Origin of the sequence: Amphritea atlantica (genome assembly GCF_900111095.1) — a bacterium.
Taxonomy (GTDB): Bacteria; Pseudomonadota; Gammaproteobacteria; order Pseudomonadales; family Balneatricaceae; genus Amphritea; species Amphritea atlantica.
Window position 1 is genome coordinate 287,176 of record NZ_FOGB01000001.1, and the last position, 25,823, is coordinate 312,998.

A 25,823-nucleotide genomic window follows, 5' to 3' on the forward strand; every position below is an offset into this window, starting at 1 on the left:
CACAGGTTGATCTGATGGACTCTTTGATGCATAAAAATCGGGCCTTACTTTCAAGCTGATTTTATTCTAAGACATTTGCCAAAATAGTAAAAGCGTTATTTTCAAATCGTTTTATGTGTTTAACTTGTTGTTATTTATAGTCTTATTGGCTTTTTGATCGGGCCTGTAATTCTTGCAATATGGCTCCTGGCTAGTTTATCGGGTTTTTTTTACATCAAAGTTAATGCCGATAATTACCGTTTATTGTCGTGATGACAGACTGGGCTGCTCCGGTCACCCGAGTAGATTCACGGGTCTTTGGTACTGTTCCGAAAGGAAGACAGGTTATACGGTTATCTGTCAGGCATGAGCGGTGTTGATTTTACGGGGGCAGGATGGCGGGCCTGCCCCCGTTCCTGCACGGCCAGGCAATGCAGAAGGGGCCCTGGCGCTTTCCCCTCTTCAGCGTTGTCTTAGGGGGGAGTACTAAAATAGGGTTGGCATCACTACCACATAAGATCATCGGGGATCTGGAAGTCAGCATAGGGATCATCCGGATCGATCTCTGCCACTTCCTGACGGCTGATAATCAGCTCGGGTCGGCGCTCGCTTATCTTTTCAGCAACACCGGCCGGAATCACCGTATAACCATTTTTACCTGAGGCAATGGCCAGATTGCCTTTAGCCAGCTGTTCTTGCAGTGTCTTGGTGACATAGAGCTTCTTGATGGTGGTGCCATCGACGAAGTTGTACTCAATATCGCCATCTTCGGGTATATGCACACGGTTCTGTTGCATCATCTGCAGGCAGGATGCGTCAATTGAGCGCCGGGTGAGTTCATCCTCCCGCTGGCGATTTAACTCTCTATCACGTTTCAGCTTTTCACTTTTAGCCGCCGCAATCGCTTGCTCCCGCTCCAGCTGTTCCTGATCCTTAAATACTTCACCTTTTTTAACGGCTTTTGCCTGCTTACTCTTTTTGCGCTTCTCGGCTTTGGCTTTATTAGCCTGTTGTTTATTTGCCAGTCCTGCTTTAAGAAGCTGATCCTGTAGAGATCCTGCCATGATGTTTACCCTGTCTCTGTCGCATTCAGGATGTGAACTATATCGGACATCGGGATTTAGCTCCAGATCAACTGCTGATTAGATTGACGTTATACTAAAGTTGAATGAATTCGTTGGTTATGTTGATCTGGGGCTAATCCATTATAAAAAATACGGGTATTTTCTTGAAAAAATAAAAATTACTCAGTAAAAGGAGTTTAGCGCTTCGGCAATAGAGTCGGAATCACGGTGTCGTGTTGTTCTGACAGTCTCCGCTGTCAGTCCTGGGTGCATTGAAGATATTCTGGCTCTGTTTGGAACCGAAGGCTGAAATCAATTGCGCTGTGTCACCAGCGCCGCTGAGAATTACATAATAAAAGATACGGGGATACTATGTCTGATCAACTTCTATCCGGCATCGTTAAATGGTTTAACGATGAGAAGGGTTATGGCTTTATAGAACGGGAGAGTGGTGCTGATGTGTTTGTGCACTATCGCGCAATCAATGGCACTGGCAGGCGCTCGCTGGTGGAAGGTCAGCAGGTAACCTTTGAAGTTACCCAGGGCCAGAAAGGTTTGCAGGCGGATAACGTGACGGTTACAGCCTGATCTGCCTTACCACCGGTGCTCCTTCATCGGTGGTTATTTTCTCTTCTGCTTTTTTTCTTCTTTAATCTCACTGCGCACTGTTGTTGAATAGTGGTTCTACAATAGAAACCTGTGCGAATGACCGACATGAAAATTGCTGTGTATTGTGGCGCCTCGTCTGGACCTGCAGAGGGGCCTTATCAAAGTGAAGCGCGAAAACTGGGCAGTCTGATGGCCCGGCAAAATATTGAGTTGGTGTATGGTGGTTCAAGTATCGGGCTGATGGGCAGTGTTGCCGATGGTGTGCTTGAAGCGGGAGGCCATGTCTGTGGGGTGATACCTCAGGTGCTGGTGGATCGGGAGCAGGTTCATGTCGGTCTGAGTGAGCTTCATGTGGTCGAAGATATGCATCAGCGCAAGGCGGTGATGATGGAGTTGGCGGATGCATTCATTGCCCTTCCGGGAGGCACCGGCACACTGGAGGAGTTGTTTGAGGTCTGGGCCTGGCGACAGATTGGTATTCACCATAAACCGTTTGGTTTACTGAATATCCATAACTATTTCGATCATCTTCTGGCCTTTATTGCCCACGCCGCAGATGAGGAGTTTATTCGGGATGAGTACCGGGATTTCCTGCTGGTGGATAATCATCCTGAAGGGTTGCTGTCCCGACTGTCCGAAAAGCTCGCACAGACCTGAGTGGAGTAAAGGAGTGGATCGCTGACGTCATCCGCTCATGCAGATCAAATTACATTATTTAATGACGGCAGACTGTCTGGCCTGCCTGAGTCACTTTGGAGTCAGTATGTCAAAAATGCCGGAAGGACGCCCTTCACTCAGGACCATTGCGATGCCGGGAGATGCTAACCCGGACGGAGATATTTTCGGTGGCTGGATTATGGCGCAGATGGACCTTGCCAGCGGTAGCTTTGCCTCTCAGGAGGTGCGTCGACGGGTCGTAACCGTTGCTGTTGATGCGATGACCTTCCATAAGCCGGTTTATATTGGTGATGATGTCAGCTGTTTCTGCAAAATTGTGCGTTACGGCAATACTTCGCTGGTGGTTCATGTGGAAACCTGGGTTCAGCGTCATCACAGTGAATCAATTGAGAAAGTAACCGAGGCCAATTTTACCTTTGTTGCGATTGGCAGCGATGGCCGACCACAGCCAGTCAGGGCGCAGAGTATATAAAAAAGCGCGCGAAGCTGAGTCTTCTTTGCGCGCTTGAGTCGAGAGGCTGGTAATGCTTACTGGCGAATGCCCTCAACATTCAGGTTGAGGTAGACGCTTTCTGAAGCGGGGCCCAGGTTGAAGTTGATACCATACTCTTTCAGTTTTAATTCTGTCGTGCCACGGAAACCGGCGCGATATCCACCCCATGGGTCTTTACCTTCACCGATCTTTGTGACGGAGATATCGATCGGTTTGGTGACACCACGCAGGGTCAGATTGCCGCTGAGTACTGCGCTTCCATCGTCAGCAGGCGTGAAGGCGGTGCTGACAAATTTCGCTTCAGGGAATTTATCGACCGCCAGGAAGTCCTCGCTACGCAGATGCTTGTCACGCTCTGCGTGGTTGGAGTCGACGCTGGCCGGTTTGATATTGACAGTAACACTGGAGGCCGCAGGGTTTGCTTCATCGTAACTGAATGAACCGTTGAACTCGTTGAAACGGCCAACAACCCAGCTGTAGCCAAGGTGTTTAATGCTGAAGTTGATAGAAGCGTGGGCGCCTTTGTCATCGATCACATAATCGGCTGCCTGAGCCGATGTGATGGTTCCGGCCAGAATTGCACCAGCAATAACGGTCTTCAAGTTCATTGGTTTGTCTCCTGACGCATGTTTATCATGCGGGTTAAGGTTTTATCTTTATCAATAAAGTGGTGTTTCAGTGCAGCCAGGGCATGTATTGCCGCCAGGCTGATAAGCATTGTTGCCGTTAAATAGTGGATCTCACCGGCTATATCCTCCTGGTTTTCAGTTACCGCAGGCAGTGCTGGTATCTCAAACCAGTTGAACACCTCTATTCCCCGACCGTCAGCCGTGGATATCATATAGCCGGATATCAGTGTAGTGGCCGTTAGCAGATATAGCAGCAGGTGTGCCGCCTTGGTTGCTAATAGCAGTGGTTTAGGCTGTGGCAGTGGTGCCGGTGTCGTATTCATGGTGCGCCACAGAACTCTGACCAGCATCAGCCCCATCAGAATCATGCCGATGCTTTTATGCCAGTAAGGCACGGTATGGTAGTCTGCATCGTAATAGGTCAGGGTGCCAATATAGAGCCCCAGCGGATACATACCGATAATCATCAGCGCAGTGAACCAGTGCAGCAGAATTGAACCCAGGCCAAAGGATTTAGGGTTGTCTGTAACAGGTATTGCCATCGTTGTCATCCATGGTGACAGACGGCATCGGCCGCCTGTCATCTTATCTGGTTATTACTGTCTGGTGGTTACTGTTTCCAGCGTTTGGCGGCAGCAGCAACCCGGGCCCCCAGTGCCTGAGCGGTATCCCGGTCGCATTGCGGCGGCGCAACATCCGAACCTTCATCAGCGTTACTCTGCGCCATCGCTCCCAGATAGCTGCCAATGCGGTTAAGGCTTTGTGGGTTACCCTGGCTGCTGTTGTTGCCGTTGGCGACGGCCAGGTTAATCCAGTTCATGCCATGCTGTGCAGCAAAGATCGACAGCTGAATCAGTGTGTTCAGTTTATCGCCGCTGAGGCTGGCTGAATTGGTAAAGCCTGCCGCCAGTTTATCTTTCCAGCCCTGTTCAGCCCAGATCTTTGAGCTGGCGTCCATAAAGGTTTTAAACGGACCGCTGACTGAACCCATATAGGTTGGCGAACCAAAAATAATCGCATCGGCGTCAGCCAGGCCTTCCCAGTTGACTGCATCCAGATCTGCCACAGACACTGTGATCGCGACCGCGCCTGCATTTTCTACCCCAGCGGCAACCGCCTGGGCAAGTACTTCAGTGTGCCCGTAACCACTGTGATATGCGATTGCTACTTTTACCTGATCCGACATGAAGAGTACCTCGTTAAGTTGTGTTGCCGGGCTGTTTTCCCGTAGTCATGGTTACTCTAATGGTTCATAATAAATTCATCTAATGCATTGTTGTGATGATTGTTATGCGTGAAGTGAATCTTAGGTCCGTTGATCTCAATCTGCTGGTGGTATTGCAACAACTGTTGGAAACCCGCCATGTTACCCGTGCATCTGAACGGCTGAATATGAGTCAGCCTGCGGTCAGCCGCGCTTTACAAAGGCTGCGGGACACCTTTGATGATCCGCTGCTGGTGAGAACCGCTCAGGGGTATGATCTGAGTGCCCGGGGGGCTGATATTCTTCCCCGGCTGCAGAAGCTTATCAGCGGCATGGAGCAGTTGATCGCGGAACCGCAATTTAATCCTGCAGAAGCGGAGGATGTGGTCAGGGTCTATGGTCTTGATCTGGAAGTGGCGTGCTTTGTCTCACCGCTGATGAAAGTGCTGCGCTCGCAGGCGCCAAAAATGCGTCTGGAGGTGCGCACCGAGCCACGCAACCATTTTGAATTGCTGGAAAAGGGAGAGGTGCAGTTCTCGCTGACGGGAATGGAGCCGCAGGCAGGGGAGGGGCAGTACCGCCGGCTGCTGATCGCACAGTCTGGTGTGGTCTGTATGATGGCGGCGGATCATCCGCTGGCATCCGAAGAGCTGACATTGGATAACTATCTTTCTGCCAGTCATGGTCTGGTGTCTATGACCGGTCAGGGACCGGGACATGTGGATGAACGGCTGGCACAGCTGGGTCGTAAACGGCATCTGGCGCTGCGTCTGTCCAATTTTATGACCGCAGCAGATTTTTGTGAAACCTCAGACCTGCTGTTTTATCTGCCCCAGATTGTTGCTCAGCGTATCGCGTTGGGACGCAATATTATTCTCAAGCCGGTCCCGGATGAGTTGAGGTCTGCTCCGATCAATTTCTATCTGTACTGGCATGAGCGGCACCACCGGGACCCGATGTGCCGCTGGATCAGGCAGCGAATTTTGCAAGTGATCTGAGATGCAGTGCGTGGCGCTAAAGTAGTAGATTAATCAGGCGCAAAGTACTATGGCTGAGTAAAGAAACTAAATGGATTATTAACAGTTGATCCGTGGAGTTTCTATATGCCATCGTTTGCCTTTATCAGAGTCGTGCTGGTTTTATGTATGCTGCTGCAGAGCGGTACTGCACTGGCGCAGGTGTCTGAAACAGAGATCCGTTCAATTTTCCCCAAACTGACCCGCATTGGTGAACCCCTCGAAAACCCTTCGGTGGTGCCTGTGTATCAGCTCGACCAGCTATTAGGCTATGTCTTCGAAACCAACGATCTGACTAATTTGCCCGGCTTTTCAGGCGAACGGATCAATCTGCTGATCGGTCTGGATGCCTCTGGAACCCTGGTTAAACTGAAGGTTCTGAATCATCATGAGCCGATCTTTCTCCACGGATTGGGGGAACAGCCGATGGTTGAGTTTATCCATCAATACGAGGGGATTACGGTTGATAAACGGATAATTGTCGATAGTCGCCATAGCGGGCAGGATCCCGATGGCTCCGGAACGGTCTATATCGACGGCATAACCAAGGCGACTGTTTCTGTGCTGGTGATGAATGATACGGTACTGTCTGCTGCACTTCAGGTGGCCCGGGCCTATCTTGAAGGGTTTGAGCGTCCGCCGACAGTAACCGTGCGTGAGGATGTTTTTCAGCCCTACAGTTGGCAGCAAATGGAAAGCAACGGTCTGCTGCGTTATTGGCCGGTCTCTCAGGCGCAGCTTCAACAAGGTTTTCCACTGGCGCTGGAGGATTACCAGGACCCTGAATTGCAGCAGGCTTTAGCTGAGTCTGATCTGCCCGGGCGTTATTATTATGCCTACCTTAATACGCCGGTGACCGGAAAGAATATTCTGGGCGAACAGGAATATCAGCGGTTGATGACGGTATTGCGTCCCGGTGAGCATGCCATACTGGTGGCATCGGTAGGCGCATACGGTTTTCTCGAACCGGAATTTCGCCGGGGGACAGTACCCAGTCGGCTGGGTATGTCTCAGAACGGGCTGCCGGTCGATATCCGTGACCTGGACTTCTTTGATAATACCCGGCCGCAGTTCCCCGCAGACGCCCCCGCCTTTGAAGAACTGCGGGTGTTTAGGATTAAGGCCCAGTCTGGCTTTGATCCATCGCAGCCTATGACCCTGAATCTGGATCTGGACCTGCCCCGCAATCATCTTATCCGTGATCAGGCGCAGTTTGAGGACAGTTATCAGTTGCCCGCGGAGCTGTTTAAAATTGAAGTGACAGAAGAGGTTAAACCTATGCCGCTATGGCAGCGGCTATGGCTGGATCGTTGGTTGCAGATTGCCGGGCTCGTCATGACCTTGCTGGTGGTGACTGCAGCGTTTATCTGGCAGCACCGGTTATCTGCTCACAGTCGCCGCTTTCATCAGGTGCGTTGGGGCGTCATGCTGGTCACTCTGTTCTTTATCGGTATCTATGCTCAGGGCCAGTTGTCGGTGGTGAATATCTATACGTTGCTGCTGCAAATCGCGAAGGGGTTCGACATCGAGGTATTCCTCTTAGACCCGGTGCTTTTTGTTCTCTGGACCTATGTGTTTATTACCCTGTTCCTCTGGGGACGGGGAGTCTTTTGTGGCTGGCTCTGTCCCTTTGGCGTGTTGCAGGAGATAGCGGCGAAAGTGGGTAGTCTGTTGAAACTGAAACAGGTGAAAATTCCGCCGAAAGTGCATCAAACCCTGCAGAAACTGAAATATCTGTTGCTGCTGGTCCTGGTGGGCAGTGCCTTCTGGTCAGTTACTCTGGCGGAACGTCTGGCTGAGCTGGAACCTTTCAAGACTGCTATAACTCTGGTCTTTGTCCGTAGCTGGCCGTTTGTTGTCTACGCCCTGTTGTTATTAGTTGTGGGGATGTTTATCCATAAGTTCTTCTGTCGCTATCTCTGTCCGTTGGGGGCGGGGTTGGCAGTGCTGGGCAAGTTCAGTCTGTTTCGCTGGCTGCACCGCCGGGCTGAGTGTGGCAAGCCATGTCAGTTATGCAAGGTCCGCTGTGGTATTGATTCAATCAACCGGGATGGTTCGGTCGATTACAATGAGTGTATTCAGTGTATGGAGTGTATCGTCATTCTGAATAACGATGATCAGTGTGCTATCGAGTTATCTCAGAATAAGCAGCGGCAACGCAAGGCGGCGAACCAGGGAGATATTCCCGCCCGGCAACTGTCATGAGCGATCGAATAGATCTCTGAGTGCTGGAAGGGTTTATCCCAGACCCAGCTTGATACCGAGAAGCACCAGCCCACCGCCGATCACCCGTTCGATACGGGAGCGCACTTTTTTTAGCCAGACTTGAATGGCTGGGCGGGTCAGCATCAGTATAATCATGCTAAGCCAGCTAAGCTCGACAAGTACAGGGGTAACACAATAGAGAACCTGCATCCCTATGCTATTCACCTCGGCCATAATGTGGCTGAAAATTGCCACAAACATAATCAGAATTTTGGGATTAAACAGGCTTACCATCATCCCGGCAATGAAGGGGTTGCCACTGCTTTTTTCCGGGTCATCATTTTCCCCGCTGGAGCGGGTTGCCAGATAGACAACTCCCAGATAGATCAGATAGGCACTGCCAAGCCAGCGAATTGCTTCATAAAGTATTGGCGTACGTTCAATCAGCGCCGCCAGGCCGATAACGGATAGCACGACATGGATCGCCAGAGCCGTGGCGAGCCCCAGAGCAGTAATAAACCCGGTGCGCCGTGATCCCTGCAGGGTGTTGCGTAGAATAATGGCGGTGTTAGCGCCAGGAAGCATCGCCCCAAGCAGCATTACACCAGCAAAAATAAGCCATTCAGTCATTACATTCCTCCCCGGTTAATGCCGCGAATTCTAGTGGCTGAGGAGGGAGGTAGCGAATACTGTATTCAGATAGCAGTTATCAGTTTTAGTTATGACCTTGTAGAGCACTTGTGATCATTCGCTTAAACTATGCAGCATCCGTTCGCGCAGGTAACGATGGGCCGGATCGCCCTGTAGGCGCTGATGCCAGATCAGGTAGTACTGGCTGGCGGGCAGGGTCAGCTGTTGCGGCAATGGTTTGATCTTAAGTCCATACTCCGGCCCCAGGTGTTCTGCGATACGGGTTGGCAGGGTGAGTATATAGTTTGCTTTGCTGGTGATCGCCATGGCCGAGTGGATAAAGGGGACAGTCAGCTTCATGTTGCGTTGCTGATTCAGCGTTTGCAGCGCTTCGTCCACGGCTCTGATCTTATCGCCCCCTGCACTGATGCCGATATGATCTGCATGAGTATAGTCAGACAGGGTGAGGGGCTGATCGGCCAAAGGGTGGTGGCGGTTTATCAGGCAACTGTAGCCACCGCTTCCCAGCTGTTTTCCATAGATATCATCGGGGACAGAGTCCAGGATACAGGCAGCCAGATCCATTCGTCCCTGACGCAGGCTTTCCATCATGCCCGGATGCCACAGGTGGAAGTGCAGGCTGATGCCCGGAGCATCCTGTTGTAGCGCTGCTATCAGTGGCGGCATCAGATCGTGGGTAATGAAATCAGTGGTTGCGATATTAAACTCGCCAATATAACCGGCGGGTTCAAACTGACCCGGAATCAGAAGGCTTTCAAGATGATTCAGTGCTTCAGGCAGTTGTAGCCATAGCTGTTCGCCCCGGGGGGTGAGGTGCATGCTGTTCCCCACCCGAACCATCAACTGATCGTTAAATATTTCCCGCAGCTGATGAAGATTACGGCTCATCGCTGGCTGGCTGATATGCTGGGCCGTCGCTGCCGCTGTGACACTTTTGCTATGCAAAAGATAGTACAGAGAGATCAGTAGATTGAGGTTGATACGGGCCAGTTCCATCGGGCAAGCATATCAGTAATACTGATAACGTCAATCCTTCCCCCCGGGGTTGCAGGCGATAGCAAAAAAAGCGATCCTGTGCGGACTATCAATTGAACTATAGGATTTTATATATGGCACGCGCGACAGCCCGACATATTCTGGTAAGCAGTGAGACTCAGTGCGCTGATCTTAAATCACAAATTGAGGCGGGTGCTGATTTTGCTGACCTGGCTAAAAAACACTCTAGCTGTCCATCCGGTGGTCAGGGTGGCGATCTGGGCAGTTTCGGACCGGGCCAGATGGTTGCAGAATTTGATAAAGTGGTTTTCTCTGCCCCTGTGGGTGAGGTACAGGGGCCAGTACGCACCCAGTTTGGTTATCATCTTCTGGAAGTGACCAGCCGCGAAGACTAAGCGTTTTTGCTGTTTTAATAACTTTGCTTAAGAGCTTTGCTTAAGGGCTTTCTTTTTTAAGGCTCCTTCTTATGAGGCTGCTGCCGCAGTGATGCGCAGTAGTCTTTCTCCTCCGATCTGGAGGTAAACCAGATATAATCAGCTATTCCAGCGTTATTATTGACCGCCTCCTGAACTGTTTTGATGCTGTCATCGACCTCGGTCAGCAGGATGGTGATAACCGGGTCTGATGTGAGTTCTTTCAGATGTTGCGGTACCCCGGTGTCTTTCCTGGCGTGGAACGCGCCAGTGATCAGAATCGCCTGCATCTGTTTGCCCAGTTGGTCGCTTAATGCGTAAGCCATACTGGCATCCCGACTCATCTGAATATCTGTCATCGGCCCCATCTGCTCAAATGGCATCGTGCGGCAGTGACTTTCATACACCTGCTGCTGAATTGTCGAGCGTATCGTTTGCGAAATACCCCTGACGGTTGTCAGACGGGGCTGATCCGGCACGCCGCTTTGGTAGATCTGCATCAAAAATGGCTTGCTCAGATTACCTGCTCTGAGCTGGTTGTTATTACTGAGTGCAGCACCGATCAGTGGGCCATAATCCTGCCAGGGCCAGCTATTATCATTCCAGTGAAGTTGCTCTTGGATCTGTGTTTCGCTGCTTGCGCTGTTGAGTCCGTTGATCGCTTCGCCCTGCTGTTCGTCCAGCATCTCCAGCACCAGCCGGGTCTGGGGGCCCTGTTGAAGCGCCTTCAGTAGCTGAAGTTCTCGCTGATGGTGCTCAGGATTGTCATGCTTTTCACCGATCAGGACAAAACGGCTGTGACGAATTTTTGCGAGCAGGGCTTCACGACTGACCGCTCCCCCAGTCGTCATAGCGATAATTTTCCCGTTCAGAGGGTGGGCATCGTTCGTCCCCTCTGATGATTGTGCAGCACCGGTTGGAGGCTGATTCTGTGGCACTCTGGATATTAGCTGGCAACCGCTGCTCAATAGCATCATGCTGATCAGAATCAAGATAAGTGACCGGTGTAGAATCCGTTCTTTTAGCTGCATTTGAATCTGCCCCTTTTCAGTTGTTGAGTGCTGGGGTAACGTTATAGAAAATCGAGTGAGAAGGAGAAACATAGCATGAAACCGGGAATTAAAGTTAGCATCCGTAAAAAAGGTGAACGGGATGGTGGCGTCGACCCGCAGATGCAACAACGCATTGATGAGGCGGTGCATTTTGTACAGGGGCTGCGAAAGAAGGGAGATAATGTGAAACAGATGATGGAGAAGCTTAATGAGCATGATCATAAGCATCCCGATGGCAGCGACTGGAGTTACGATTCACTGCATGATTTTATAGCGGAACATCATATCTGAGGTTGTTTTAGCCTTGTTATTGCAGCTCTCCGATGGCAGCAAAATCTGCCGCGTGAAGCCTGATCCATTCAACGGCTGCCTGTTCGCTTGAGAGCTGGCGGCCCCTCCTGTGTTGCTTTAAACGGTAGCTTTCAATCTGACAAACCTGCTCAATCATCCTGACACTAAAAGCCTGATCCGGATCATCAAAACCGATCCCCAGGAGAAAGCCCGGTTGTTCCTGCTGGCACCAGATAACATGGCCGGTGGCTGACAGGCTGGGGTGTGAAAGGGTGGTACTGATTTCGATTGTAGAGCCCGGTGAAATATACGCTTCGGAAAGACAGCTCAGCCCCGCCGGACTGAACTCTCTGTTTAGCGGGTAACAAAAATTAAGAGGCTGAGATTCCTGTGCCGTACTCAGCAGGATAGGAATTTCTGCCGGATGACGAAGGTAGTGTTTAGGCATAGTGCACCTCAAAGCTGATCATTAAAACCTGCTGGCGCTGCTGTCATCCCCGACTCAAATAATGGCTTCCCTGACTCTTACAATGCTATCGGCCTTTTCCTGGCAGGGTTTAGTTGCTTATTCATCATCATTTTTATCTGTTGCGGCTGTATTTCAGCTTAATAACGCTGTCCGTTTTATAAGGCGAGGTGCGAATGCTATTGAGTATGTTGCGTGTCAATTATGACAAATCATTTGACATGGATGGCGCTGCAGGAGGTGGGGCGGTAGGCGTTTTGGTTGTATTTATCTTCTAACTAATTGAAATATATTGAGTATGTTGAGTTGGCCCTGTTTCTGCTTCAAGAGAGGTATCGTAAAAACATATCTGGAGATTGACTCATGGTACATGAAGAGCAAGGTGTTGAGGTTATCGGTATCGTTTCAACTGTTCTGATGGTGGTAGTCGGTTTAGTGATCGGTATATCGCCCATGCTGGTACACGTAGGGATGTTGATATCCTGATCCTATTAAGCCTTTTTTTTAGAAGGGCGGATCAGTAAATCTCCTTCCTGCGATTCACCCAACCATTCAGGGGATGCATAGTCCCCTTTTTTATAGTAAGTTATGTAACTAGTTACGTAATTAGTATTGTATATTTGTCTTGTATTGGGGTTGGGTTCTATGGATTACATGAGAAGTTTTGGCAGTCTGTCACTGGGCAGCCGGTTGAAGCGGCTGTCGGACCGGCTGGTGCAGGATGTGATTCGTCTGTATCAGAGCCAGGGTATAGAGCTTAACCCGACTTTTTTTCCACTGTTCAATATGCTGCATCAACAGGGCGCTATGACCGTCACTGAGGCGGCAGAGAAGCTGGGGGTAACCCATCCGGCTATCAGTAAGATCGCCCGCAAAATGCAGCAGGAGGAGTGGCTGAGTAAAACCGCTGATCCTGATGATGAGCGGCGTCAGTTGCTGGCTTTGTCGCCAAAAAGTGAGCAACTGCTGGAGCAGATCACCCCGGTCTGGTCGGCGATTCAGGGTCAGCTTGATACCCTGATCAGTTGCCAGCAGTACCCCCTGCTGGATTCGCTTGCAGAGTTTGAAAACCTGTTGCAACAGCGAGGTTTCTATACCCCGGTCGTGGAACAGCTGGCACGTCGTAATGAGGGGCAGGATATCGTTATTCAGGGGTGGGATGCTGAGCTGCGGGATGATTTCCGTCGTCTCAATCTGGCCTGGCTTAACCGTTATTTTGATGGACATCTTTTGGAAAGAGACCGCGAGGCGCTGAATAATCCTGAAGGCTACTATCTTGCCCAGGGAGGCTATATCTGGTTTGCCCGACACCAGGCAGATAACCAGGTGGTTGGCTGTGTGGCTCTGGCAAGGCATGACAATGAGCGTTATGAAATCTCGAAAATGGGAGTCGATGACAGCTGGCAAACGATCGGTGTCGGTCGCAGGTTGCTGATGACTGCGTTGGATAAAGCCCGGGAGCTGGGCGCTTCAGAGGTGTTTCTTGAAAGTTCGAGCAAACTGGAGCGGGCTTTACAGCTATATCGGAATCTGGGATTCCGGGATATTCTCCATCCTGAAGGCCAGTCTTATTATGACAGGGCCGATATCTATATGACACTGACTTTACGGGCATGAGTTTACGGCTATGAATTGTAACGTTATGGATCAGGATAATACCTCTTTAAAGCGTCGGGAGATGCTCGACGGCGCCAAAGCCACCGTGCCGTTGATAATCGGTGCTATCCCGTTTGGTATTATCTTCGGTACCCTTGCCGGGCCCAGTGGCTTATCCGCGCTGGGGGCACTGGCGATGTCGGTGTTTGTGTTTGCAGGTTCTGCTCAGTTTATCGCCCTTGGACTGCTGGCGGCGGGGGCCGCAATCCCTGTGATTATTGCCACCACCTTTGTCGTCAATCTACGGCATATTCTCTATGCAGCCAATCTGGTACCCAAAATTGCTCATCTGCCCCATCGCTGGCGGGTGATGATGGCGTTCGGACTGACCGATGAGACTTTTGCTGCGGTCAGCAACCGTTTTCTGCTGCAGGACAATACCGAGCATGCACACTGGTTTTACCTGGGGTCATGGCTGGCGATGTATGGCAACTGGGTTTTCTGCACGGGCTTGGGTATCGCGTTGGGGGAGTTGTTCCCCGATATGACCGACTGGGGGCTGGATTTTGCGATGTCGGTCACCTTTATCGGTATGGTGGTTCCCTACCTGAAGAGTAAACCGATGTGGGGGGCGGTAGTCGTATCCGGTGTCATCGCCATGGCAACCATTGGCATGCCCCATAAGCTGGGGTTAATGGTGGCGGCACTGTGCGGTATCTCAACCGGATTATCCCTGCACCTGCTACTTAAACGCCAGTCAGCACCGGAGAGTGAGCATGAATGAAGCATTGTTGATTCTGGGGATGTTTCTGGTGACCTTCAGCGTTCGCTATGTGCTGTTTGGTGTTGCGGGTAAGGTGCGTTTCCCTCCCTGGCTGACAACCGGATTGAGTTTCGTACCGCCGGCGGTACTGACGGCCATTATTGTTCCGGCGGTTCTGTTGCCCCGGGGGGAGTTATGGTTACGGGCAGATAACCCCTGGTTGCTGGCGGGGGGATTCGCTGCACTGGTGTCGTTCTGGCGACGGGATCTGCTGACGACTATTGTTGCCGGCATGTTGTGCTTTATGTTGCTCAGGTTTGGTTTCGGTTTATAACGTTTGATATATTTAGAAGCACTTTTTGTAAGTAGGCTAACCGCATGCCTGATAAATTGACAAGCTGCTTTCCATATATATAACAGGGTTTAACTGTAACCCTCCCCGTTACAGCTGTTGATGGGTTATATTCTGTCTGTTGGCATATAACTTGTAGACTGTTAGCCAGGTCAGAACAGGTGTGAGCAGGGGCGGACTATTATTATTGCAGCAATCAGTATCCGGATCAGAGGGCAGGTGCAGGGGGTTGGTTTCCGACCTTTTGTGTATAACCTTGCCTGCCGTCTTGGCCTGAAGGGTACCGTTGCCAACTCTGCTTCAGGGGTGGAGATCTTTGCAGAGGGACCGGCCTCTGATCTGCTGTTGTTCCAGCAGCTGCTTGAGCAGGAACAACCTCCAATGTCGCTGATTGAAGCAGTTCAGGCGGAACCTGCGGCGCCGCAACACCTCTCCGGTTTTCGCATTGTTGCAAGCCGCCAGGGCGATCTGCAGGTGGCGGCAACCCCTGATGCTGCCGTCTGCCCGGATTGCTTAGATGAACTGTTTGATGCGGGTGACCGGCGCTATCTTTATCCCTTTATTAACTGCACTAACTGTGGCCCGCGCTACAGTATTATCCGGGCGCTGCCCTACGATCGTCATCAGACGACCATGTCTGAGTTTGCGCTCTGTCCTGCCTGTCAGCGTGAATATTCTAATCCTGCCGACCGTCGCTTCCATGCTCAGCCCAATGCCTGTTCGGTCTGTGGCCCCCACCTGAGTTTTGTTGCGGGGACGGGAGAACCTCAACAGGGGGATCCGCTGGCCGCCGCAGTGGCGCTGATTCAGCAGGGGATGATTGTTGCCGTTAAAGGGATTGGCGGATTTCATCTGGTGTGCGATGCACGCAACCCGGCGGCCGTTCAACGACTGCGTCAGCGTAAGAGTCGCCCGGTTAAGCCGTTTGCTGTGATGGGGCTGAATCCGCAGTCGCTGACGTCGATAGTGTCGCTGAATGTCATACGGGAACAACGATTGCAGGCCCAGGATGCGCCGGTTTTACTCTGTCCTTCAGTGGATGAGTTGCCTGAGGGCATTGCTCCTGGTCTGGCCTGGTGTGGTGTAATGCTGCCCCATACCCCGTTGCACTATCTTCTGTTACACCGCTTATGTGGTAGTCCTGCCGGAACCGACTGGCTCCGCCAACCTCAGACTCCGCTGTTGGTGATGACCAGCGGTAACCGTAGCGGCAACCCGCTGGTGACCGATAATCAGCAGGCGGTTACTCAGTTGCAGGGGATCGCCGATGGTTTTCTGCTGCATAACCGGGATATTCATATCCGTTGTGATGACTCCGTGGTGAATGGGTTGTCGGATCTGATGCCGCTGATTCGCCGGGGCAGGGGGCTGGCCCCACAGGTGATTCGCTTACCACAGAGTGGTCCGGCGACCCTGGCGGTTGGTGCGTTTTTTAAGAATACCCTCTGTCTGACGCAGGGGAATCGGGCTTACGTATCCCAGTATATTGGTGATCTGGATAACCCGGACTGTTGTCAGTCGCTGACCCAGATGACCGGGCACCTGACTTCATTGTTGGGCATTCAGCCTGAGCAGGTGGTCTGCGATCTGCATCCCGATTTTTATAGCAGCCGGTTTGCCCGGGAATATGCGCAGCAGAACGATATCCCTCTGTATCGGGTTCAGCATCATCATGCGCATCTCGCCTCGGTCATGGCCGAACAGAATATCAGTGAAGAGGTGCTGGGTCTGGCGCTGGATGGTCTTGGGCTGGGGCCTGATCAGCAGTTATGGGGAGGTGAACTGCTGCAAGTGGATGGACATCGCTATAGCCGCCTGGGTCATCTGCCTCAACTGGCACTGCCCGGTGGTGACCGCGCATCAATCGAGCCCTGGCGTTCCGCTGCGGCTGTTTTGCATCGGTTAGGGCGTGGCGATGAGATTTCGGCCCGCTTCTCTCAACCCGCCGCGATCACTGTTAAACAGATGCTGGATCAGGGCTTTAACTGCCCGCAAACCAGTAGTACAGGTCGATTGTTTGATGCGGTCGCATCCCTGTTAGGTATCTGTCATAGCAACAGTTTTGAGGCGGATGCGGCGATGCAGCTTGAGGCCAGTGCCTGCCGTTATCTGCAACGTTCTGATCATCCGCAGCTGGATTTGCTGATCGACTTCAGTGAGTCCGGCCAGCCAATGCTGAATCGACTGCTACAGTGTATTGCGGATACTGAAGACCCTGAATGGGGTGCCGCGCTGTTTCACTGTCAGCTGATTGAGGGGCTGAGTCGCTGGGTTATCACTCAGAGTCGGAGGGTTAATATCAGCACTGTGGTACTGGGGGGCGGCTGTTTCCTCAATCAGATACTGTTACAGGGGCTCACAGAAAATTTACAGCAGGCGGGGATAACCGTCTATAGTGCTGCAAAACTACCCTGCAATGATGCGGGGATCAGTCTTGGCCAGGCACAGATAGCACATCTGCTGGCCCGGCAAAATAACAACGATAAACAACCGGTAAAGGGGTTATCCCAATGTGTTTAGCAATACCCGTAGAGGTGGTTGAAATACTCGATAGTGACACCGCGATTGCCGATATCGGAGGCGTTCGTAAAGAGATCAATGTGGCGCTGATCGAGGATCTGACGGTCGGTGATTATGTGATTCTGCATGTGGGCTATGCTCTGAATAAGATCGATCCGGAAGAGGCTCGTAAAACACTGGAACTGTTCGCTGAACTGGGCGAGCTGCAAGCGGCAATCAACGATAATCAGCAGGTGCTCCCATGAAGTATGTTGATGAATACCGGGATGGCAAACTGGCGCGGGAGATCGCCGAACGTATCCGTAACGAAGCGTTGCCGTCACGGCAATACAACCTGATGGAGTTCTGTGGGGGGCATACCCACGCCATTTTTCGCTACGGTATTCCCGATCTGCTGCCGGATAATGTCAACATGATTCACGGGCCGGGTTGTCCTGTGTGTGTCCTGCCGATCAGCCGTCTGGACACTGCGATCGAGCTGGCGGTCGCCCATGACGTTATTCTCTGTTCCTATGGCGATATGATGCGGGTGCCTGGTTCGCGCAAGCGCAGTCTGCTGAAAGCGCGGGCAGAAGGGGCTGATGTGCGGATGGTCTACTCCTCTATGGATGCGCTTAAGCTGGCACAGGATAATCCCGATCGGGAGGTGGTGTTCTTTGCCATCGGATTTGAAACTACCACCCCGCCCACAGCACTGGTGATTCATCAGGCGAAAAAGCTGGGGGTGAAGAATTTCAGTGTGTTTTGTAACCATGTGCTCACCCCGGCAGCGATCAGCAGTATTCTTGATTCCCCTGAAGCGGGAGAACTTGGGCTGCTTAAACTGGATGGCTTTGTTGGCCCGGCCCATGTCAGCACCGTGATTGGCAGCCAGCCCTATGAGCGTTTTGCTGTCGAATACAGTAAACCGATTGTCATTGCCGGCTTTGAACCGCTGGATCTGCTGCAGGCGATTCTGATGCTGATCCGCCAGGTGAATGAGGGCCGGGCAGAGGTTGAGAATGAGTTCTCCCGTGCCGTGACACGGCAGGGTAATGAGCGCGCTAAACAGATTGTCGATGAAACCTTTGAAGAGCGGGATAGCTTCGAATGGCGAGGTCTGGGTTTTGTCCCCCGTAGCGCGCTGCAGATCAGAGCAGAGTTTGCCGGGTTCGATGCGGAAAAACGTTTTCCGGTGGAATATCGCAGTTCAGCGGAAAACTCTGCCTGTCTGTGCGGACCAATTTTACACGGAGTGAAATCCCCGCGGGATTGCACGCTGTTTGGTGGGGCCTGTACGCCGGAAAATCCGCTGGGGCCCTGTATGGTCTCCAGTGAGGGCGCCTGTGCGGCCTATTATAGCTACGGCCGGCATCAGGAATCGCTGATCGCCAAAGAGCATGCCTGATCAAAATGAAACATCGCGACAAGTAATACAAGTGGCTCAGAGATAAGGGTTTATACATAATGACCAAGCGAACTGAATACAGCCATGCGCTGGACCTGCAGAATGGCCGGGTAGAGATGGCCCACGGCAGCGGGGGTAAAGCGATGGCACAGCTGATTGATGAGCTGTTTCTGCAGGCGTTTTCCAACCCCTGGCTGGAGCAGATGAACGATCAGGCCTGTTTTACCCTGCCGCCGGGACGTGTGGTGATGGCCACCGACAGCCATGTGATCTCGCCGCTGTTTTTTCCCGGAGGGGATATCGGTTCGTTGTCAGTACATGGCACGGTTAACGATGTGGCGATGTCCGGTGCGGTACCAAAGTACCTCTCCGCGGGCTTTATTCTGGAAGAGGGGTTCCCGCTGGCAGATCTGCAACGCATTGTACAATCCATGGCTCGGGCCGCAGAGGAGGCCGGTGTCGCTATCGTCACCGGTGACACCAAAGTGGTGGAACGGGGCAAAGGGGATGGCTGCTTTATCAACACCACCGGCATCGGTGTGCTGGTGGAACAGCTGAATCTTTCCGGTAACCGGGTGCAACCGGGGGATAAGATTATCCTCTCCGGCACCCTGGGGGATCACGGGGTTGCCATTATGTCTCTGCGCGAAGGCTTAACCTTTGAAACCACTATAGCGTCTGACAGTCAGTCCCTGCATGATCTGGTAGCCGCAATGGTGGCCGAAGTACCAGAGATTAACTGTATGCGGGATCCCACCCGGGGCGGACTGGCCGCAACCCTGAATGAGATCGCCCAGAGCAGCCATGTCGGGGTTACCATCTACGAAGCAACTATACCGGTTAAACCTCAGGTCAGTGCCGCCTGTGAGTTTCTCGGGCTGGATCCGCTCTATGTGGCTAATGAGGGCAAACTGGTAGCGTTTTGTCCGGCTGATAAAGCGGAGCAACTGCTGGCCGTGATGCGGAAACATTCGAAAGGGCAAGAGGCTGCGATTATTGGTGAAGTGACCGCAGATCCGTTGAAGTTTGTGCAGATGGAAACGGTGTTTGGTGGACGGCGGATGGTGGATTGGATTTCGGCCGAGCAACTCCCCCGCATCTGCTGAGCGGGTGTAGGGGATCACCATGCTGCGTTTACGCTCGCTCGTGTAAGAGAGCTACACGTCGCTCGCTAGGCCTTGCCTGATGCTCCCCTACACTCGCTCAGTTTTGGGAATGTCTATGCTGCGTTTACGCTCGCTCGTGTAAGAAGAGCTACACGTCGCTTGCCAGGCCTTGCCTGATGCTCCCCTACACTCGCTCAGTTCTTCGAATACTGGGGAGCACCATGTGCTTTTACGCTCGCTGGTGTAAGAAGAGCTACACGTCGCTTGCCAGGCCTTGCCTGGTGCACCCCTACACCCGCTCAGGGATTCGAATACTTTTGGAAACGTCATTCATTTTGTTGGCAGGAATCAATGATCTTATAAGTCTGATATTCTTGCTAAACTGATGTGTTGTTTAACGGCAGTTATGAATAGTGAGGACGTTTGATGAAACTGATCATACTGATGGTTGCGCTGCTTATTGTTGGTTTGCTGACTATTCAGCAGATGGCACCGAAAGCCGTTGCACCTGATGCATCAGCCGACCTCAACTCCACGCATACAGCCCCGGATGTTCCAGAAGTGCCTACCCGTCCCGATGAAGTTAAGCAGTTTGGCAAAGAGATGAGCGATTATATTCAGAGCGAAGCGGCAAAAAGGGCGGCAGCGTTGGAAGAGGCGCAGAAGCAATAATTTCTTAGCCTTTAGTGGTTGTTCCTTTTCTTCGCAGGTTCTCTTATTTGTTGGTGACGGTCTTGTTAATTTCTGCAGCATTAGTATGTAATGAACCTCAAGAGGATGAGCTGGTCTCTGTATTGGCGTAGTTAACATGGATATGGATAAGTGGGTGAAGGAGTGACGTTAAAGATCAGATTAACAGGGTTTATACGGGTTCCTGAGCCGGATCTTGATGCCGTCATCCGGGAGCTGGTAAATCATCGAAAACTGACGCTGGATGAGCCGGGTTGTCTTCGATTCGAGGTGACTCAGTGTCAGACTAATCCCTGTCGCTTCGTTGTTTTTGAAGAGTTTTCTGATCGCGCCGCATTTCAGGCACACCAGGCACGAACCCGATCTTCTTACTGGGCTCAGGTGACAGCAAACGCTGAACGGAACTATCAGATAAAAACTGTCAGGTAAAAACTATCAGGTAGAAATGATCAGTAGAACTCTCAAGTACGAACTCTCAAGTACGAATTCTTAATTACGAGCTGTGAAATAATCGATTAAACGGAGTAAAACCCGGCTATAGTGATGCGGTTGTTATCAGATGCTACTCTTGGCTCTGCTAAACTTCCGTTATAGAACGAAATCCCGGATGATCCGGTTTCTATGTTGATCTGTATAACTAAGCATTAAATAATATCTATAGGTAACGATTATGATTCAAGTGGGTGATAAAATTCCGGCTGTCAGTGTCAGCACTATTTTTGCTGGTGAAACGTCTGCCGTGAGCACGGATCAGCTTTTTGCTGATAAGAAAGTGGTCTTGTTTGCCTTGCCTGGTGCGTTTACGCCGACCTGCTCTGCATCGCATCTGCCGGGTTATATCGTTCATGCGGATGATATCTTCAGCAAAGGCGTCGATCTGATCGCCTGTCTTTCGGTGAATGATGCATTTGTTATGAAGGCGTGGGCTGAAACGCAGAATGCTGAGCAGATTACCATGATTGCGGATGGTGGTGCTGATCTGACTAAGGCGATGGGGCTGGATATGGACAGCGGCTCATTTGGAGGTATCCGCTCACGGCGTTACTCAATGATTATTGAAGATGGTGTAGTGACCGCTCTCAATGTCGAGGAACCAAAAACCTTTGAAGTGAGTAGCGCTGAAGCGATGCTTGAGCTGCTCTGATACAATCCGTTTCATTTAAGTCAGTGAGTAATGTGGGACACCTATGCAAGATGTAATTGATGCGCTGCGTGATGCTAATATCGACGTAGTAACGCCTCTGGAACTGCCGGATTTTGACGATATTGTCGCGGCGGAAGAGGAGATCTGTGTACCGCTTTATCCGGATTTTAAAGAGTTTCTGCTGACGGTCAGTGATGTTATCTGCGGTTCTATCGAACCGGTGACCGTGGCCGACCCCTCTTCGCATACCCATCTGCCTGAAGTCGCTGCGTATGCCTGGTCGATTGGCCTGTCCCGCGAGCAAACCCCGATCTGTGCCCATGATGGTGGTTTTTATGCGGTCACCATTGAAGGCTCTGTGGTTTACTGGACGCCGGAGAGTGGTGAAGTTGAGGAGTGGACCACTGTGTGGGAGTGGGCCAGAGAGGTCTGGCTGGTCAGTTAATGCATCAGATGATTATAACGGCTCAGATGAGCCGTTTTTTTTAAGCTGTTTTGAGGGCCAGCTCTCGTTGCTCACCGGCCTTGAGTATCAGAATCATTCCCGCCCCCAACACTGAGATCGCAGCGGCAATATAGAGGGAGTCAGCATAACTGCCACCCTGGTCGGCGATAATCCCGGCGATGGCGGGGGCTCCGATCTGAGCGATACCGTAGAGTAGTGTCAGTCTGCCCATCAGTTTTGCCGGTTTGGTGGGGTAGAAACGACCCGCCATCGCCAGCACCAGACTGACGATCGCGATAAAGCTGCCGCCATAGAGGACTGCGCTGATGAGTACGACCCAGAGGGTATCGTTCAGGGCGGGCAGTATGATGCCGATAATCTGAATCAGAAAAGCGATCAGCAGGGTATTTAACTCTCCCAGTCGGCGGGCAACTCTGTCCCACAGAATCACCGCAGGGGTCGCACTCAGACCGACAAAGACCCAGACAATCTGGCCATCACCCTGCAGAGCAGGCTGCGCTTCAACGATTGCCACCAGAAAAGTGGCGCTGATCACATAGGCATAACCGGCACAAAAATACATGATACCCAGCAGTATAAACCAGCGCCGGCTGGGAGGGTTGTCCTGCAACCGCTGACCGGCAGTGGTCTGATGGCTGGTATCCGGACGGGGCAACCAGCGCCAGGCGGGGATAGCAATCAGAGACCCCAGCACGCCGACGGCCAGCCACTGTTCTCTCCAGTCGAGGTGACCGATCATCAGTTCGGCTGCTAAACCACTGACAATGATACCCAGCCCGGCTCCTGCATAGTGAATACCCAGTTCAGGTCGGTGGCCGTGACGCAACAGCCAGTTCATAATCAGCCCGGCACTGATCAGCATGCCACTGGCACTGCTTAGTCCCGAGAAAAATCGCAATACTCCCCAGAGCCAGATGTTATTGGTCAGAGCCATGCCGAGGGTGGTAATCACCGCTATTATCAGACCTGCACGGTAGAAGGTATCTTTGATTTTCAGGTTACCAACGGTGGCAGCCAGCAGGGCGCCACACATATAGCCGATATAATTAATGGTGGCCAGATAGCCTCCGCCCAGGTCGCTCAAACCGGCTTCTGCCTGCATCGCGGGTAGCAGGGTGGTATAGCAGAAGCGGGCGATACCGATGGTAAGAATCAGGCCGAGCAGACCGGAGCCCAGTACTTTGAGATGTTGCCTGTTTGCAGTTGTATCCATAGAACTCAGACTGTTTTTATGTTTTTTGTAAGTGTATGTATTAATATTATTCGTTACTAATGAATTATTAAGAACCATATGTTCTTTAATAAAGAATGATTTGTTTGCTTATATTGCATCTGTTGACGGTTGTATGGAGATAAGGTTGGAACTGATAGCACTGAAAACCTTTGAAAAGGTAGCGAAAGAGGGCGGCATACTGGCTGCGGCGAAGCAACTGAATACAGTGCAGTCTAATGTCACTACACGGATTCAGCGGCTGGAAGAGGAGTTAGGTACTAAACTGTTTTCCCGCAAGGGGCGTGGGCTTGAATTAACCCGCCCGGGTATGATTCTTCTCGAGTATGCCGAACAGATTCTTCAACTGGAGCGGCAAGCAGGTGTCGCTGTCAGGCTGGCGGATAAAGGTGCTGCTGAGATTAAAATTGGTGCCATGGAAACATTTACGGCAACCCACCTGCCACAGCTGTTGGGGGCATTGAGAGAGAGCTGCCCAAAACTTAAACCACAGGTCACGGCTGCAACGACCGCGGAGCTGCTTCGGGCAGTATTGGAGCATCATATTGATTGTGCCTTTGTGGCGGGGCCGATAGATCATCCTGATCTGGTCACTATTGATGTCATGACTCAGGAGTTGGTATTAGTGAAACCCGGGAGCGTGGCTCCGGCGGATAATCTGGTACTGTTCCGGGAAGGCTGTGTCTATCGACAAAAAGCGTTGCAGTGGTCACGGAACCATCAGAATAACGGTTACGGTCTGAGTGAGCTGGGCACACTTGAGGGGATTCTCGGCTGTGTGGCTCAGGGGCTGGGGGTGACACTGATGCCCCGCAATGTGGTCGAGCTATCGATCTATCGTGATAACCTGGAGTTTGAACCCCTGCCTGATGATGTATCTCTAGTGCCGACCCAGTTTATCCGCCACCGCAGCACCCCAGCGTTGAACGTGATCGAGGCACTGTTTGACTCGTTACGCTGGCTGCCAAACCGGGATAAGGCTATTTAAGACTGATCCCATGAGTTATAGCTGATTGGCTTTGCGGTAGTTGCCCTGATAATCAAAGATGCGCTCCTGTACCCGCCAGAACTTTCCGGCTTTACGGGCGACAACAAAGTCTGGGGCGGTAAACAGATGGGATACCGCTAACACCTCCTCAACCGAGTTGAACTGACGTGGCTGTAAACTCTGGCCAAAGCGTCGTCCGAACAGGTCGTTAAACCGTTTTCGCTGCTTGCTATTATGCATATCAAACAGCTCACTCAGCTCTTCGCCCTGTTCATCGTGATAGATGACTCTGAGTCTGCTGTTTGATTCGCTTAACGAGATACCGGCGCAGCGGATAACCATGGCATCTTTCAGCTTAAGAGCTGCTTTGAGCTGATCATCGGGGTCGATGATGGCGTGACCGCACTGATGACAGTGGCGGGCGGCAATGTCGTTTTCCGCATTGCACTGGGGGCATTCCTTAAAGCGGAAACGATAGTCGCATTGTGACTTTTTATCCTGAGACGGGGTGCTGTCTACACCCTCAATGGTACCCTGACAGCGTCGGCCGAAGTGTTCGAGAATATTGCCCTCCTCATCTGTCTTGCCCCAGAAAATATTGGCAAATTCACAGACCGGACAGAACACCTGTACCGGCACACTGCTGCTATCCGGTTTTGGCTGCCCCACTTCGGGCGAGTACAGATCGAAGCCGTTACCCGCATAATCCATCACCAGGCAGTCCTGTTTGCCCTCAGCCAGCCTGAGTCCCCGACCCACGATCTGTTGAAACAGAGAGACGGACTGGGTGGGCCTGAGCAGGGCGATAAAATCCACATGGGGGGCATCGAAACCGGTGGTCAGCACCGCGACATTGACCAGATATTTTATCTGCCTTGTTTTAAAGCGACTGATTAGTTGGTCCCGTTCTGTATGTGCCGTATCTCCGGTGATCAGCGCCGTTTCCTTTTCCGGAAGGTAGCTGCATATCTCATGGGCATGCCTGACGGTTGCGGCGAACACCATGACCCCGCAGCGTTCTGCTGCCAGTTCCACGATCTGTTCACAGATCGCCCGGGTTACCCGTGGATGACGGACCAGTAACTGGTTCACCTCTGCCTCTGCATAGTGGCCAAAACGGTTGGCATTGAGGGCTGAAAAATCATATTGAGTGATCGGCGCATCGACCATTTTGGGAGGGGTGAGGAAGCCCCGTTTGATCATGTATTGCAGAGGGAGCTCATAGATGCAGTGCTCAAAGGGGCGTGACTCGCTGCTGCGGCAGAAGCCGCGATAGTGATAGCGATAGATCCAGCCCATCCCCATGCGGTAGGGTGTTGCGGTTAAACCCAGCAGCTTCAGCCGGGGGTTATACTCCCTCAGTTGCGCGAAAATCTGTTGATACTGGCTGTTTTCGTCGTCGCTGATCCGGTGGCATTCATCGATAATCACCAGTGAGTGTTCGGTGGCGAAATCCCTGAGGTTGCGGGCGACTGACTGCACGCTGGCAAAGGTGACCTGATAATGACTCTGTTTCTGCTTTAAGCCTGCAGAATAGATGCCGCCTTCAAGTCCGTAGTTCAGGTATTTGTTGTGATTCTGCTCAACCAGCTCTTTGACATGGGCCAGCACCAGAATTTTTCGCCGTGCCAGGCGTGCCAGTTCAGCGATAACCAGGCTTTTACCTGCGCCGGTTGGCAGAACGATGACGGCCGGCTCATCGCTATTGCGAAAATGGTTCAGGGTTGCTGCTACCGCATCCCGCTGATAATCACGCAGCTGAAAACTATTGGCCATAAAAATAACCAGATGTGCGTTCAGAATTGATGAGCAGTTGATCTGCATGACAGGGTAG

General features: G+C 51.8%; 30 protein-coding genes. 20 read left to right on the forward strand and 10 right to left on the reverse strand.

The genetic code is table 11. The features are described from left to right. Positions 1 to 485: 485 nt before the first annotated feature. Positions 486 to 1,043 carry a DUF2058 domain-containing protein gene (locus BMY09_RS01265; RefSeq protein WP_091352878.1) on the reverse strand — a complete coding sequence of 186 codons (558 nt, stop codon included), beginning with the start codon at positions 1,041 to 1,043 and terminating at the stop codon, positions 486 to 488. A gap of 372 nt (positions 1,044 to 1,415) precedes the next feature. On the opposite strand from BMY09_RS01265, the gene BMY09_RS01270 reads away from it, so the two are divergent. The 3 genes from BMY09_RS01270 to BMY09_RS01280 all read left to right on the forward strand — a co-directional run bounded on the left by BMY09_RS01270 (position 1,416) and on the right by BMY09_RS01280 (position 2,802). Beyond that, positions 1,416 to 1,631 carry a cold-shock protein gene (locus tag BMY09_RS01270; protein ID WP_091352881.1) on the forward strand — a complete coding sequence of 72 codons (216 nt, stop codon included), beginning with the start codon at positions 1,416 to 1,418 and terminating at the stop codon, positions 1,629 to 1,631. A gap of 117 nt (positions 1,632 to 1,748) precedes the next feature. Then, complete coding sequence (locus BMY09_RS01275) at positions 1,749 to 2,309, forward strand: LOG family protein (protein ID WP_338024128.1); 561 nt, start codon at positions 1,749 to 1,751, stop codon at positions 2,307 to 2,309. 106 nt (positions 2,310 to 2,415) lie between these two features. Next, positions 2,416 to 2,802 carry an acyl-CoA thioesterase gene (locus tag BMY09_RS01280; protein ID WP_091353876.1) on the forward strand — a complete coding sequence of 129 codons (387 nt, stop codon included), beginning with the start codon at positions 2,416 to 2,418 and terminating at the stop codon, positions 2,800 to 2,802. A gap of 56 nt (positions 2,803 to 2,858) precedes the next feature. Here BMY09_RS01280 and BMY09_RS01285 read toward each other — a convergent pair whose 3' ends face one another. The 3 genes from BMY09_RS01285 to BMY09_RS01295 form a co-directional block, all read right to left on the reverse strand. Next, a complete protein-coding gene (locus BMY09_RS01285) occupies positions 2,859 to 3,431 on the reverse strand; it encodes a YceI family protein (protein ID WP_091352884.1) in 573 nt (190 codons plus the stop codon). Continuing rightward, the gene (locus BMY09_RS01290) at positions 3,428 to 3,994 is read right to left on the reverse strand and encodes a cytochrome b (protein WP_091352886.1); all 567 of its coding nucleotides are present in this window, start codon (positions 3,992 to 3,994) and stop codon (positions 3,428 to 3,430) included. The genes BMY09_RS01285 and BMY09_RS01290 overlap by 4 nt, the downstream gene beginning before the upstream one ends. 68 nt (positions 3,995 to 4,062) lie before the next feature. Continuing rightward, positions 4,063 to 4,638, reverse strand: coding sequence for a flavodoxin family protein (locus BMY09_RS01295; protein WP_091352887.1), 576 nt, complete (start codon positions 4,636 to 4,638; stop codon positions 4,063 to 4,065). Positions 4,639 to 4,742: 104 nt separating this feature from the next. On the opposite strand from BMY09_RS01295, the gene BMY09_RS01300 reads away from it, so the two are divergent. Then, positions 4,743 to 5,654 (forward strand): LysR family transcriptional regulator, encoded by a 912-nt coding sequence (locus BMY09_RS01300; protein WP_091353879.1) that lies wholly within the window; start codon positions 4,743 to 4,745, stop codon positions 5,652 to 5,654. A 105-nt stretch (positions 5,655 to 5,759) separates the two neighbouring features. Further along, positions 5,760 to 7,877: a 4Fe-4S binding protein gene (locus BMY09_RS01305; RefSeq protein WP_091352890.1), complete on the forward strand. Its 2,118-nt coding sequence runs from the start codon at positions 5,760 to 5,762 to the stop codon at positions 7,875 to 7,877. Between the two features lie 33 nt (positions 7,878 to 7,910). Here BMY09_RS01305 and BMY09_RS01310 read toward each other — a convergent pair whose 3' ends face one another. Continuing rightward, a complete protein-coding gene (locus BMY09_RS01310; protein WP_091352891.1) occupies positions 7,911 to 8,507 on the reverse strand; it encodes a LysE family translocator in 597 nt (198 codons plus the stop codon). A gap of 114 nt (positions 8,508 to 8,621) precedes the next feature. Next, the gene (locus BMY09_RS01315; RefSeq protein ID WP_091352894.1) at positions 8,622 to 9,524 is read right to left on the reverse strand and encodes a LysR family transcriptional regulator; all 903 of its coding nucleotides are present in this window, start codon (positions 9,522 to 9,524) and stop codon (positions 8,622 to 8,624) included. Positions 9,525 to 9,637: 113 nt separating this feature from the next. On the opposite strand from BMY09_RS01315, the gene BMY09_RS01320 reads away from it, so the two are divergent. Beyond that, complete coding sequence (locus BMY09_RS01320) at positions 9,638 to 9,919, forward strand: peptidylprolyl isomerase (protein ID WP_091352896.1); 282 nt, start codon at positions 9,638 to 9,640, stop codon at positions 9,917 to 9,919. Between the two features lie 56 nt (positions 9,920 to 9,975). Here the strand turns inward: BMY09_RS01320 and BMY09_RS01325 are convergent, their stop codons facing one another. Then, positions 9,976 to 10,968, reverse strand: coding sequence for a ChaN family lipoprotein (locus tag BMY09_RS01325; protein WP_175483413.1), 993 nt, complete (start codon positions 10,966 to 10,968; stop codon positions 9,976 to 9,978). Positions 10,969 to 11,043: 75 nt separating this feature from the next. Here BMY09_RS01325 and BMY09_RS01330 point away from each other — a divergent pair, with 75 nt between their 5' ends. Further along, positions 11,044 to 11,280 carry a hypothetical protein gene (locus BMY09_RS01330; RefSeq protein WP_091353882.1) on the forward strand — a complete coding sequence of 79 codons (237 nt, stop codon included), beginning with the start codon at positions 11,044 to 11,046 and terminating at the stop codon, positions 11,278 to 11,280. Positions 11,281 to 11,296: 16 nt separating this feature from the next. On the opposite strand, the gene BMY09_RS01335 is transcribed toward BMY09_RS01330, so the two are convergent. Further along, positions 11,297 to 11,728 carry a PilZ domain-containing protein gene (locus tag BMY09_RS01335; RefSeq protein ID WP_091352901.1) on the reverse strand — a complete coding sequence of 144 codons (432 nt, stop codon included), beginning with the start codon at positions 11,726 to 11,728 and terminating at the stop codon, positions 11,297 to 11,299. A gap of 381 nt (positions 11,729 to 12,109) precedes the next feature. Here BMY09_RS01335 and BMY09_RS22415 point away from each other — a divergent pair, with 381 nt between their 5' ends. From BMY09_RS22415 to BMY09_RS01390, 12 genes are all read left to right on the forward strand, one after another. Then, positions 12,110 to 12,232 carry a hypothetical protein gene (locus BMY09_RS22415; protein WP_261832999.1) on the forward strand — a complete coding sequence of 41 codons (123 nt, stop codon included), beginning with the start codon at positions 12,110 to 12,112 and terminating at the stop codon, positions 12,230 to 12,232. A gap of 159 nt (positions 12,233 to 12,391) precedes the next feature. Further along, positions 12,392 to 13,363 carry a bifunctional helix-turn-helix transcriptional regulator/GNAT family N-acetyltransferase gene (locus tag BMY09_RS01340; RefSeq protein ID WP_091352903.1) on the forward strand — a complete coding sequence of 324 codons (972 nt, stop codon included), beginning with the start codon at positions 12,392 to 12,394 and terminating at the stop codon, positions 13,361 to 13,363. A 10-nt stretch (positions 13,364 to 13,373) separates the two neighbouring features. Further along, positions 13,374 to 14,126, forward strand: a complete 753-nt coding sequence (locus tag BMY09_RS01345; protein WP_091352906.1) for an AzlC family ABC transporter permease — start codon at positions 13,374 to 13,376, stop codon at positions 14,124 to 14,126. Next, complete coding sequence (locus tag BMY09_RS01350) at positions 14,119 to 14,439, forward strand: AzlD domain-containing protein (protein WP_091352909.1); 321 nt, start codon at positions 14,119 to 14,121, stop codon at positions 14,437 to 14,439. Before BMY09_RS01345 ends, BMY09_RS01350 begins: the two co-directional genes overlap by 8 nt. A gap of 225 nt (positions 14,440 to 14,664) precedes the next feature. Further along, complete coding sequence (gene hypF / locus BMY09_RS01355) at positions 14,665 to 16,977, forward strand: carbamoyltransferase HypF (protein ID WP_261833007.1); 2,313 nt, start codon at positions 14,665 to 14,667, stop codon at positions 16,975 to 16,977. Then, a complete protein-coding gene (locus tag BMY09_RS01360) occupies positions 16,968 to 17,222 on the forward strand; it encodes a HypC/HybG/HupF family hydrogenase formation chaperone (protein ID WP_091352915.1) in 255 nt (84 codons plus the stop codon). Before hypF ends, BMY09_RS01360 begins: the two co-directional genes overlap by 10 nt. Continuing rightward, on the forward strand, positions 17,219 to 18,364 hold the full coding sequence (gene hypD, locus BMY09_RS01365) for a hydrogenase formation protein HypD (RefSeq protein ID WP_091352918.1): 1,146 nt from the start codon (positions 17,219 to 17,221) through the stop codon (positions 18,362 to 18,364). The genes BMY09_RS01360 and hypD overlap by 4 nt, the downstream gene beginning before the upstream one ends. 59 nt (positions 18,365 to 18,423) lie before the next feature. Beyond that, positions 18,424 to 19,470 (forward strand): hydrogenase expression/formation protein HypE, encoded by a 1,047-nt coding sequence (gene hypE, locus BMY09_RS01370; RefSeq protein WP_091352921.1) that lies wholly within the window; start codon positions 18,424 to 18,426, stop codon positions 19,468 to 19,470. Between the two features lie 426 nt (positions 19,471 to 19,896). Continuing rightward, entirely contained in the window at positions 19,897 to 20,142 is a 246-nt protein-coding gene (locus tag BMY09_RS01375) for a hypothetical protein (protein WP_091352924.1), read from the forward strand. A gap of 162 nt (positions 20,143 to 20,304) precedes the next feature. Beyond that, a complete protein-coding gene (locus BMY09_RS01380) occupies positions 20,305 to 20,589 on the forward strand; it encodes a putative quinol monooxygenase (protein ID WP_091353884.1) in 285 nt (94 codons plus the stop codon). Positions 20,590 to 20,830: 241 nt separating this feature from the next. Next, positions 20,831 to 21,304 carry a peroxiredoxin gene (locus BMY09_RS01385; RefSeq protein WP_091352927.1) on the forward strand — a complete coding sequence of 158 codons (474 nt, stop codon included), beginning with the start codon at positions 20,831 to 20,833 and terminating at the stop codon, positions 21,302 to 21,304. A 43-nt stretch (positions 21,305 to 21,347) separates the two neighbouring features. Beyond that, positions 21,348 to 21,749, forward strand: coding sequence for an SMI1/KNR4 family protein (locus BMY09_RS01390; RefSeq protein WP_091352929.1), 402 nt, complete (start codon positions 21,348 to 21,350; stop codon positions 21,747 to 21,749). A gap of 40 nt (positions 21,750 to 21,789) precedes the next feature. Here BMY09_RS01390 and BMY09_RS01395 read toward each other — a convergent pair whose 3' ends face one another. Beyond that, complete coding sequence (locus BMY09_RS01395) at positions 21,790 to 22,983, reverse strand: YbfB/YjiJ family MFS transporter (RefSeq protein ID WP_091353887.1); 1,194 nt, start codon at positions 22,981 to 22,983, stop codon at positions 21,790 to 21,792. A 145-nt stretch (positions 22,984 to 23,128) separates the two neighbouring features. Between BMY09_RS01395 and BMY09_RS01400 the strand changes: the two genes are divergently transcribed. After that, complete coding sequence (locus BMY09_RS01400) at positions 23,129 to 23,989, forward strand: LysR family transcriptional regulator (RefSeq protein ID WP_091352932.1); 861 nt, start codon at positions 23,129 to 23,131, stop codon at positions 23,987 to 23,989. Between the two features lie 15 nt (positions 23,990 to 24,004). Here BMY09_RS01400 and radD read toward each other — a convergent pair whose 3' ends face one another. Beyond that, positions 24,005 to 25,765, reverse strand: a complete 1,761-nt coding sequence (radD, locus tag BMY09_RS01405) for a DNA repair helicase RadD (protein ID WP_091353890.1) — start codon at positions 25,763 to 25,765, stop codon at positions 24,005 to 24,007. Positions 25,766 to 25,823: the final 58 nt, after the last annotated feature.

What these genes read in the sequence shown, in the direction of transcription:
- BMY09_RS01265 (WP_091352878.1), bottom strand. Translation starts at nt 1,043, where the DNA reads ATGGCAGGATCTCTACAGGATCAGCTTCTTAAAGCAGGACTGGCAAAT.
- BMY09_RS01270 (WP_091352881.1), top strand. Translation starts at nt 1,416, where the DNA reads ATGTCTGATCAACTTCTATCCGGCATCGTTAAATGGTTTAACGATGAG.
- BMY09_RS01275 (WP_338024128.1), top strand. Translation starts at nt 1,749, where the DNA reads ATGACCGACATGAAAATTGCTGTGTATTGTGGCGCCTCGTCTGGACCT.
- BMY09_RS01280 (WP_091353876.1), top strand. Translation starts at nt 2,416, where the DNA reads ATGTCAAAAATGCCGGAAGGACGCCCTTCACTCAGGACCATTGCGATG.
- BMY09_RS01285 (WP_091352884.1), bottom strand. Translation starts at nt 3,431, where the DNA reads ATGAACTTGAAGACCGTTATTGCTGGTGCAATTCTGGCCGGAACCATC.
- BMY09_RS01290 (WP_091352886.1), bottom strand. Translation starts at nt 3,994, where the DNA reads ATGGCAATACCTGTTACAGACAACCCTAAATCCTTTGGCCTGGGTTCA.
- BMY09_RS01295 (WP_091352887.1), bottom strand. Translation starts at nt 4,638, where the DNA reads ATGTCGGATCAGGTAAAAGTAGCAATCGCATATCACAGTGGTTACGGG.
- BMY09_RS01300 (WP_091353879.1), top strand. Translation starts at nt 4,743, where the DNA reads ATGCGTGAAGTGAATCTTAGGTCCGTTGATCTCAATCTGCTGGTGGTA.
- BMY09_RS01305 (WP_091352890.1), top strand. Translation starts at nt 5,760, where the DNA reads ATGCCATCGTTTGCCTTTATCAGAGTCGTGCTGGTTTTATGTATGCTG.
- BMY09_RS01310 (WP_091352891.1), bottom strand. Translation starts at nt 8,507, where the DNA reads ATGACTGAATGGCTTATTTTTGCTGGTGTAATGCTGCTTGGGGCGATG.
- BMY09_RS01315 (WP_091352894.1), bottom strand. Translation starts at nt 9,524, where the DNA reads ATGGAACTGGCCCGTATCAACCTCAATCTACTGATCTCTCTGTACTAT.
- BMY09_RS01320 (WP_091352896.1), top strand. Translation starts at nt 9,638, where the DNA reads ATGGCACGCGCGACAGCCCGACATATTCTGGTAAGCAGTGAGACTCAG.
- BMY09_RS01325 (WP_175483413.1), bottom strand. Translation starts at nt 10,968, where the DNA reads ATGCAGCTAAAAGAACGGATTCTACACCGGTCACTTATCTTGATTCTG.
- BMY09_RS01330 (WP_091353882.1), top strand. Translation starts at nt 11,044, where the DNA reads ATGAAACCGGGAATTAAAGTTAGCATCCGTAAAAAAGGTGAACGGGAT.
- BMY09_RS01335 (WP_091352901.1), bottom strand. Translation starts at nt 11,728, where the DNA reads ATGCCTAAACACTACCTTCGTCATCCGGCAGAAATTCCTATCCTGCTG.
- BMY09_RS22415 (WP_261832999.1), top strand. Translation starts at nt 12,110, where the DNA reads ATGGTACATGAAGAGCAAGGTGTTGAGGTTATCGGTATCGTTTCAACT.
- BMY09_RS01340 (WP_091352903.1), top strand. Translation starts at nt 12,392, where the DNA reads ATGGATTACATGAGAAGTTTTGGCAGTCTGTCACTGGGCAGCCGGTTG.
- BMY09_RS01345 (WP_091352906.1), top strand. Translation starts at nt 13,374, where the DNA reads ATGAATTGTAACGTTATGGATCAGGATAATACCTCTTTAAAGCGTCGG.
- BMY09_RS01350 (WP_091352909.1), top strand. Translation starts at nt 14,119, where the DNA reads ATGAATGAAGCATTGTTGATTCTGGGGATGTTTCTGGTGACCTTCAGC.
- BMY09_RS01360 (WP_091352915.1), top strand. Translation starts at nt 16,968, where the DNA reads ATGTGTTTAGCAATACCCGTAGAGGTGGTTGAAATACTCGATAGTGAC.
- hypD (WP_091352918.1), top strand. Translation starts at nt 17,219, where the DNA reads ATGAAGTATGTTGATGAATACCGGGATGGCAAACTGGCGCGGGAGATC.
- hypE (WP_091352921.1), top strand. Translation starts at nt 18,424, where the DNA reads ATGACCAAGCGAACTGAATACAGCCATGCGCTGGACCTGCAGAATGGC.
- BMY09_RS01375 (WP_091352924.1), top strand. Translation starts at nt 19,897, where the DNA reads ATGAAACTGATCATACTGATGGTTGCGCTGCTTATTGTTGGTTTGCTG.
- BMY09_RS01385 (WP_091352927.1), top strand. Translation starts at nt 20,831, where the DNA reads ATGATTCAAGTGGGTGATAAAATTCCGGCTGTCAGTGTCAGCACTATT.
- BMY09_RS01390 (WP_091352929.1), top strand. Translation starts at nt 21,348, where the DNA reads ATGCAAGATGTAATTGATGCGCTGCGTGATGCTAATATCGACGTAGTA.
- BMY09_RS01395 (WP_091353887.1), bottom strand. Translation starts at nt 22,983, where the DNA reads ATGGATACAACTGCAAACAGGCAACATCTCAAAGTACTGGGCTCCGGT.
- radD (WP_091353890.1), bottom strand. Translation starts at nt 25,765, where the DNA reads ATGGCCAATAGTTTTCAGCTGCGTGATTATCAGCGGGATGCGGTAGCA.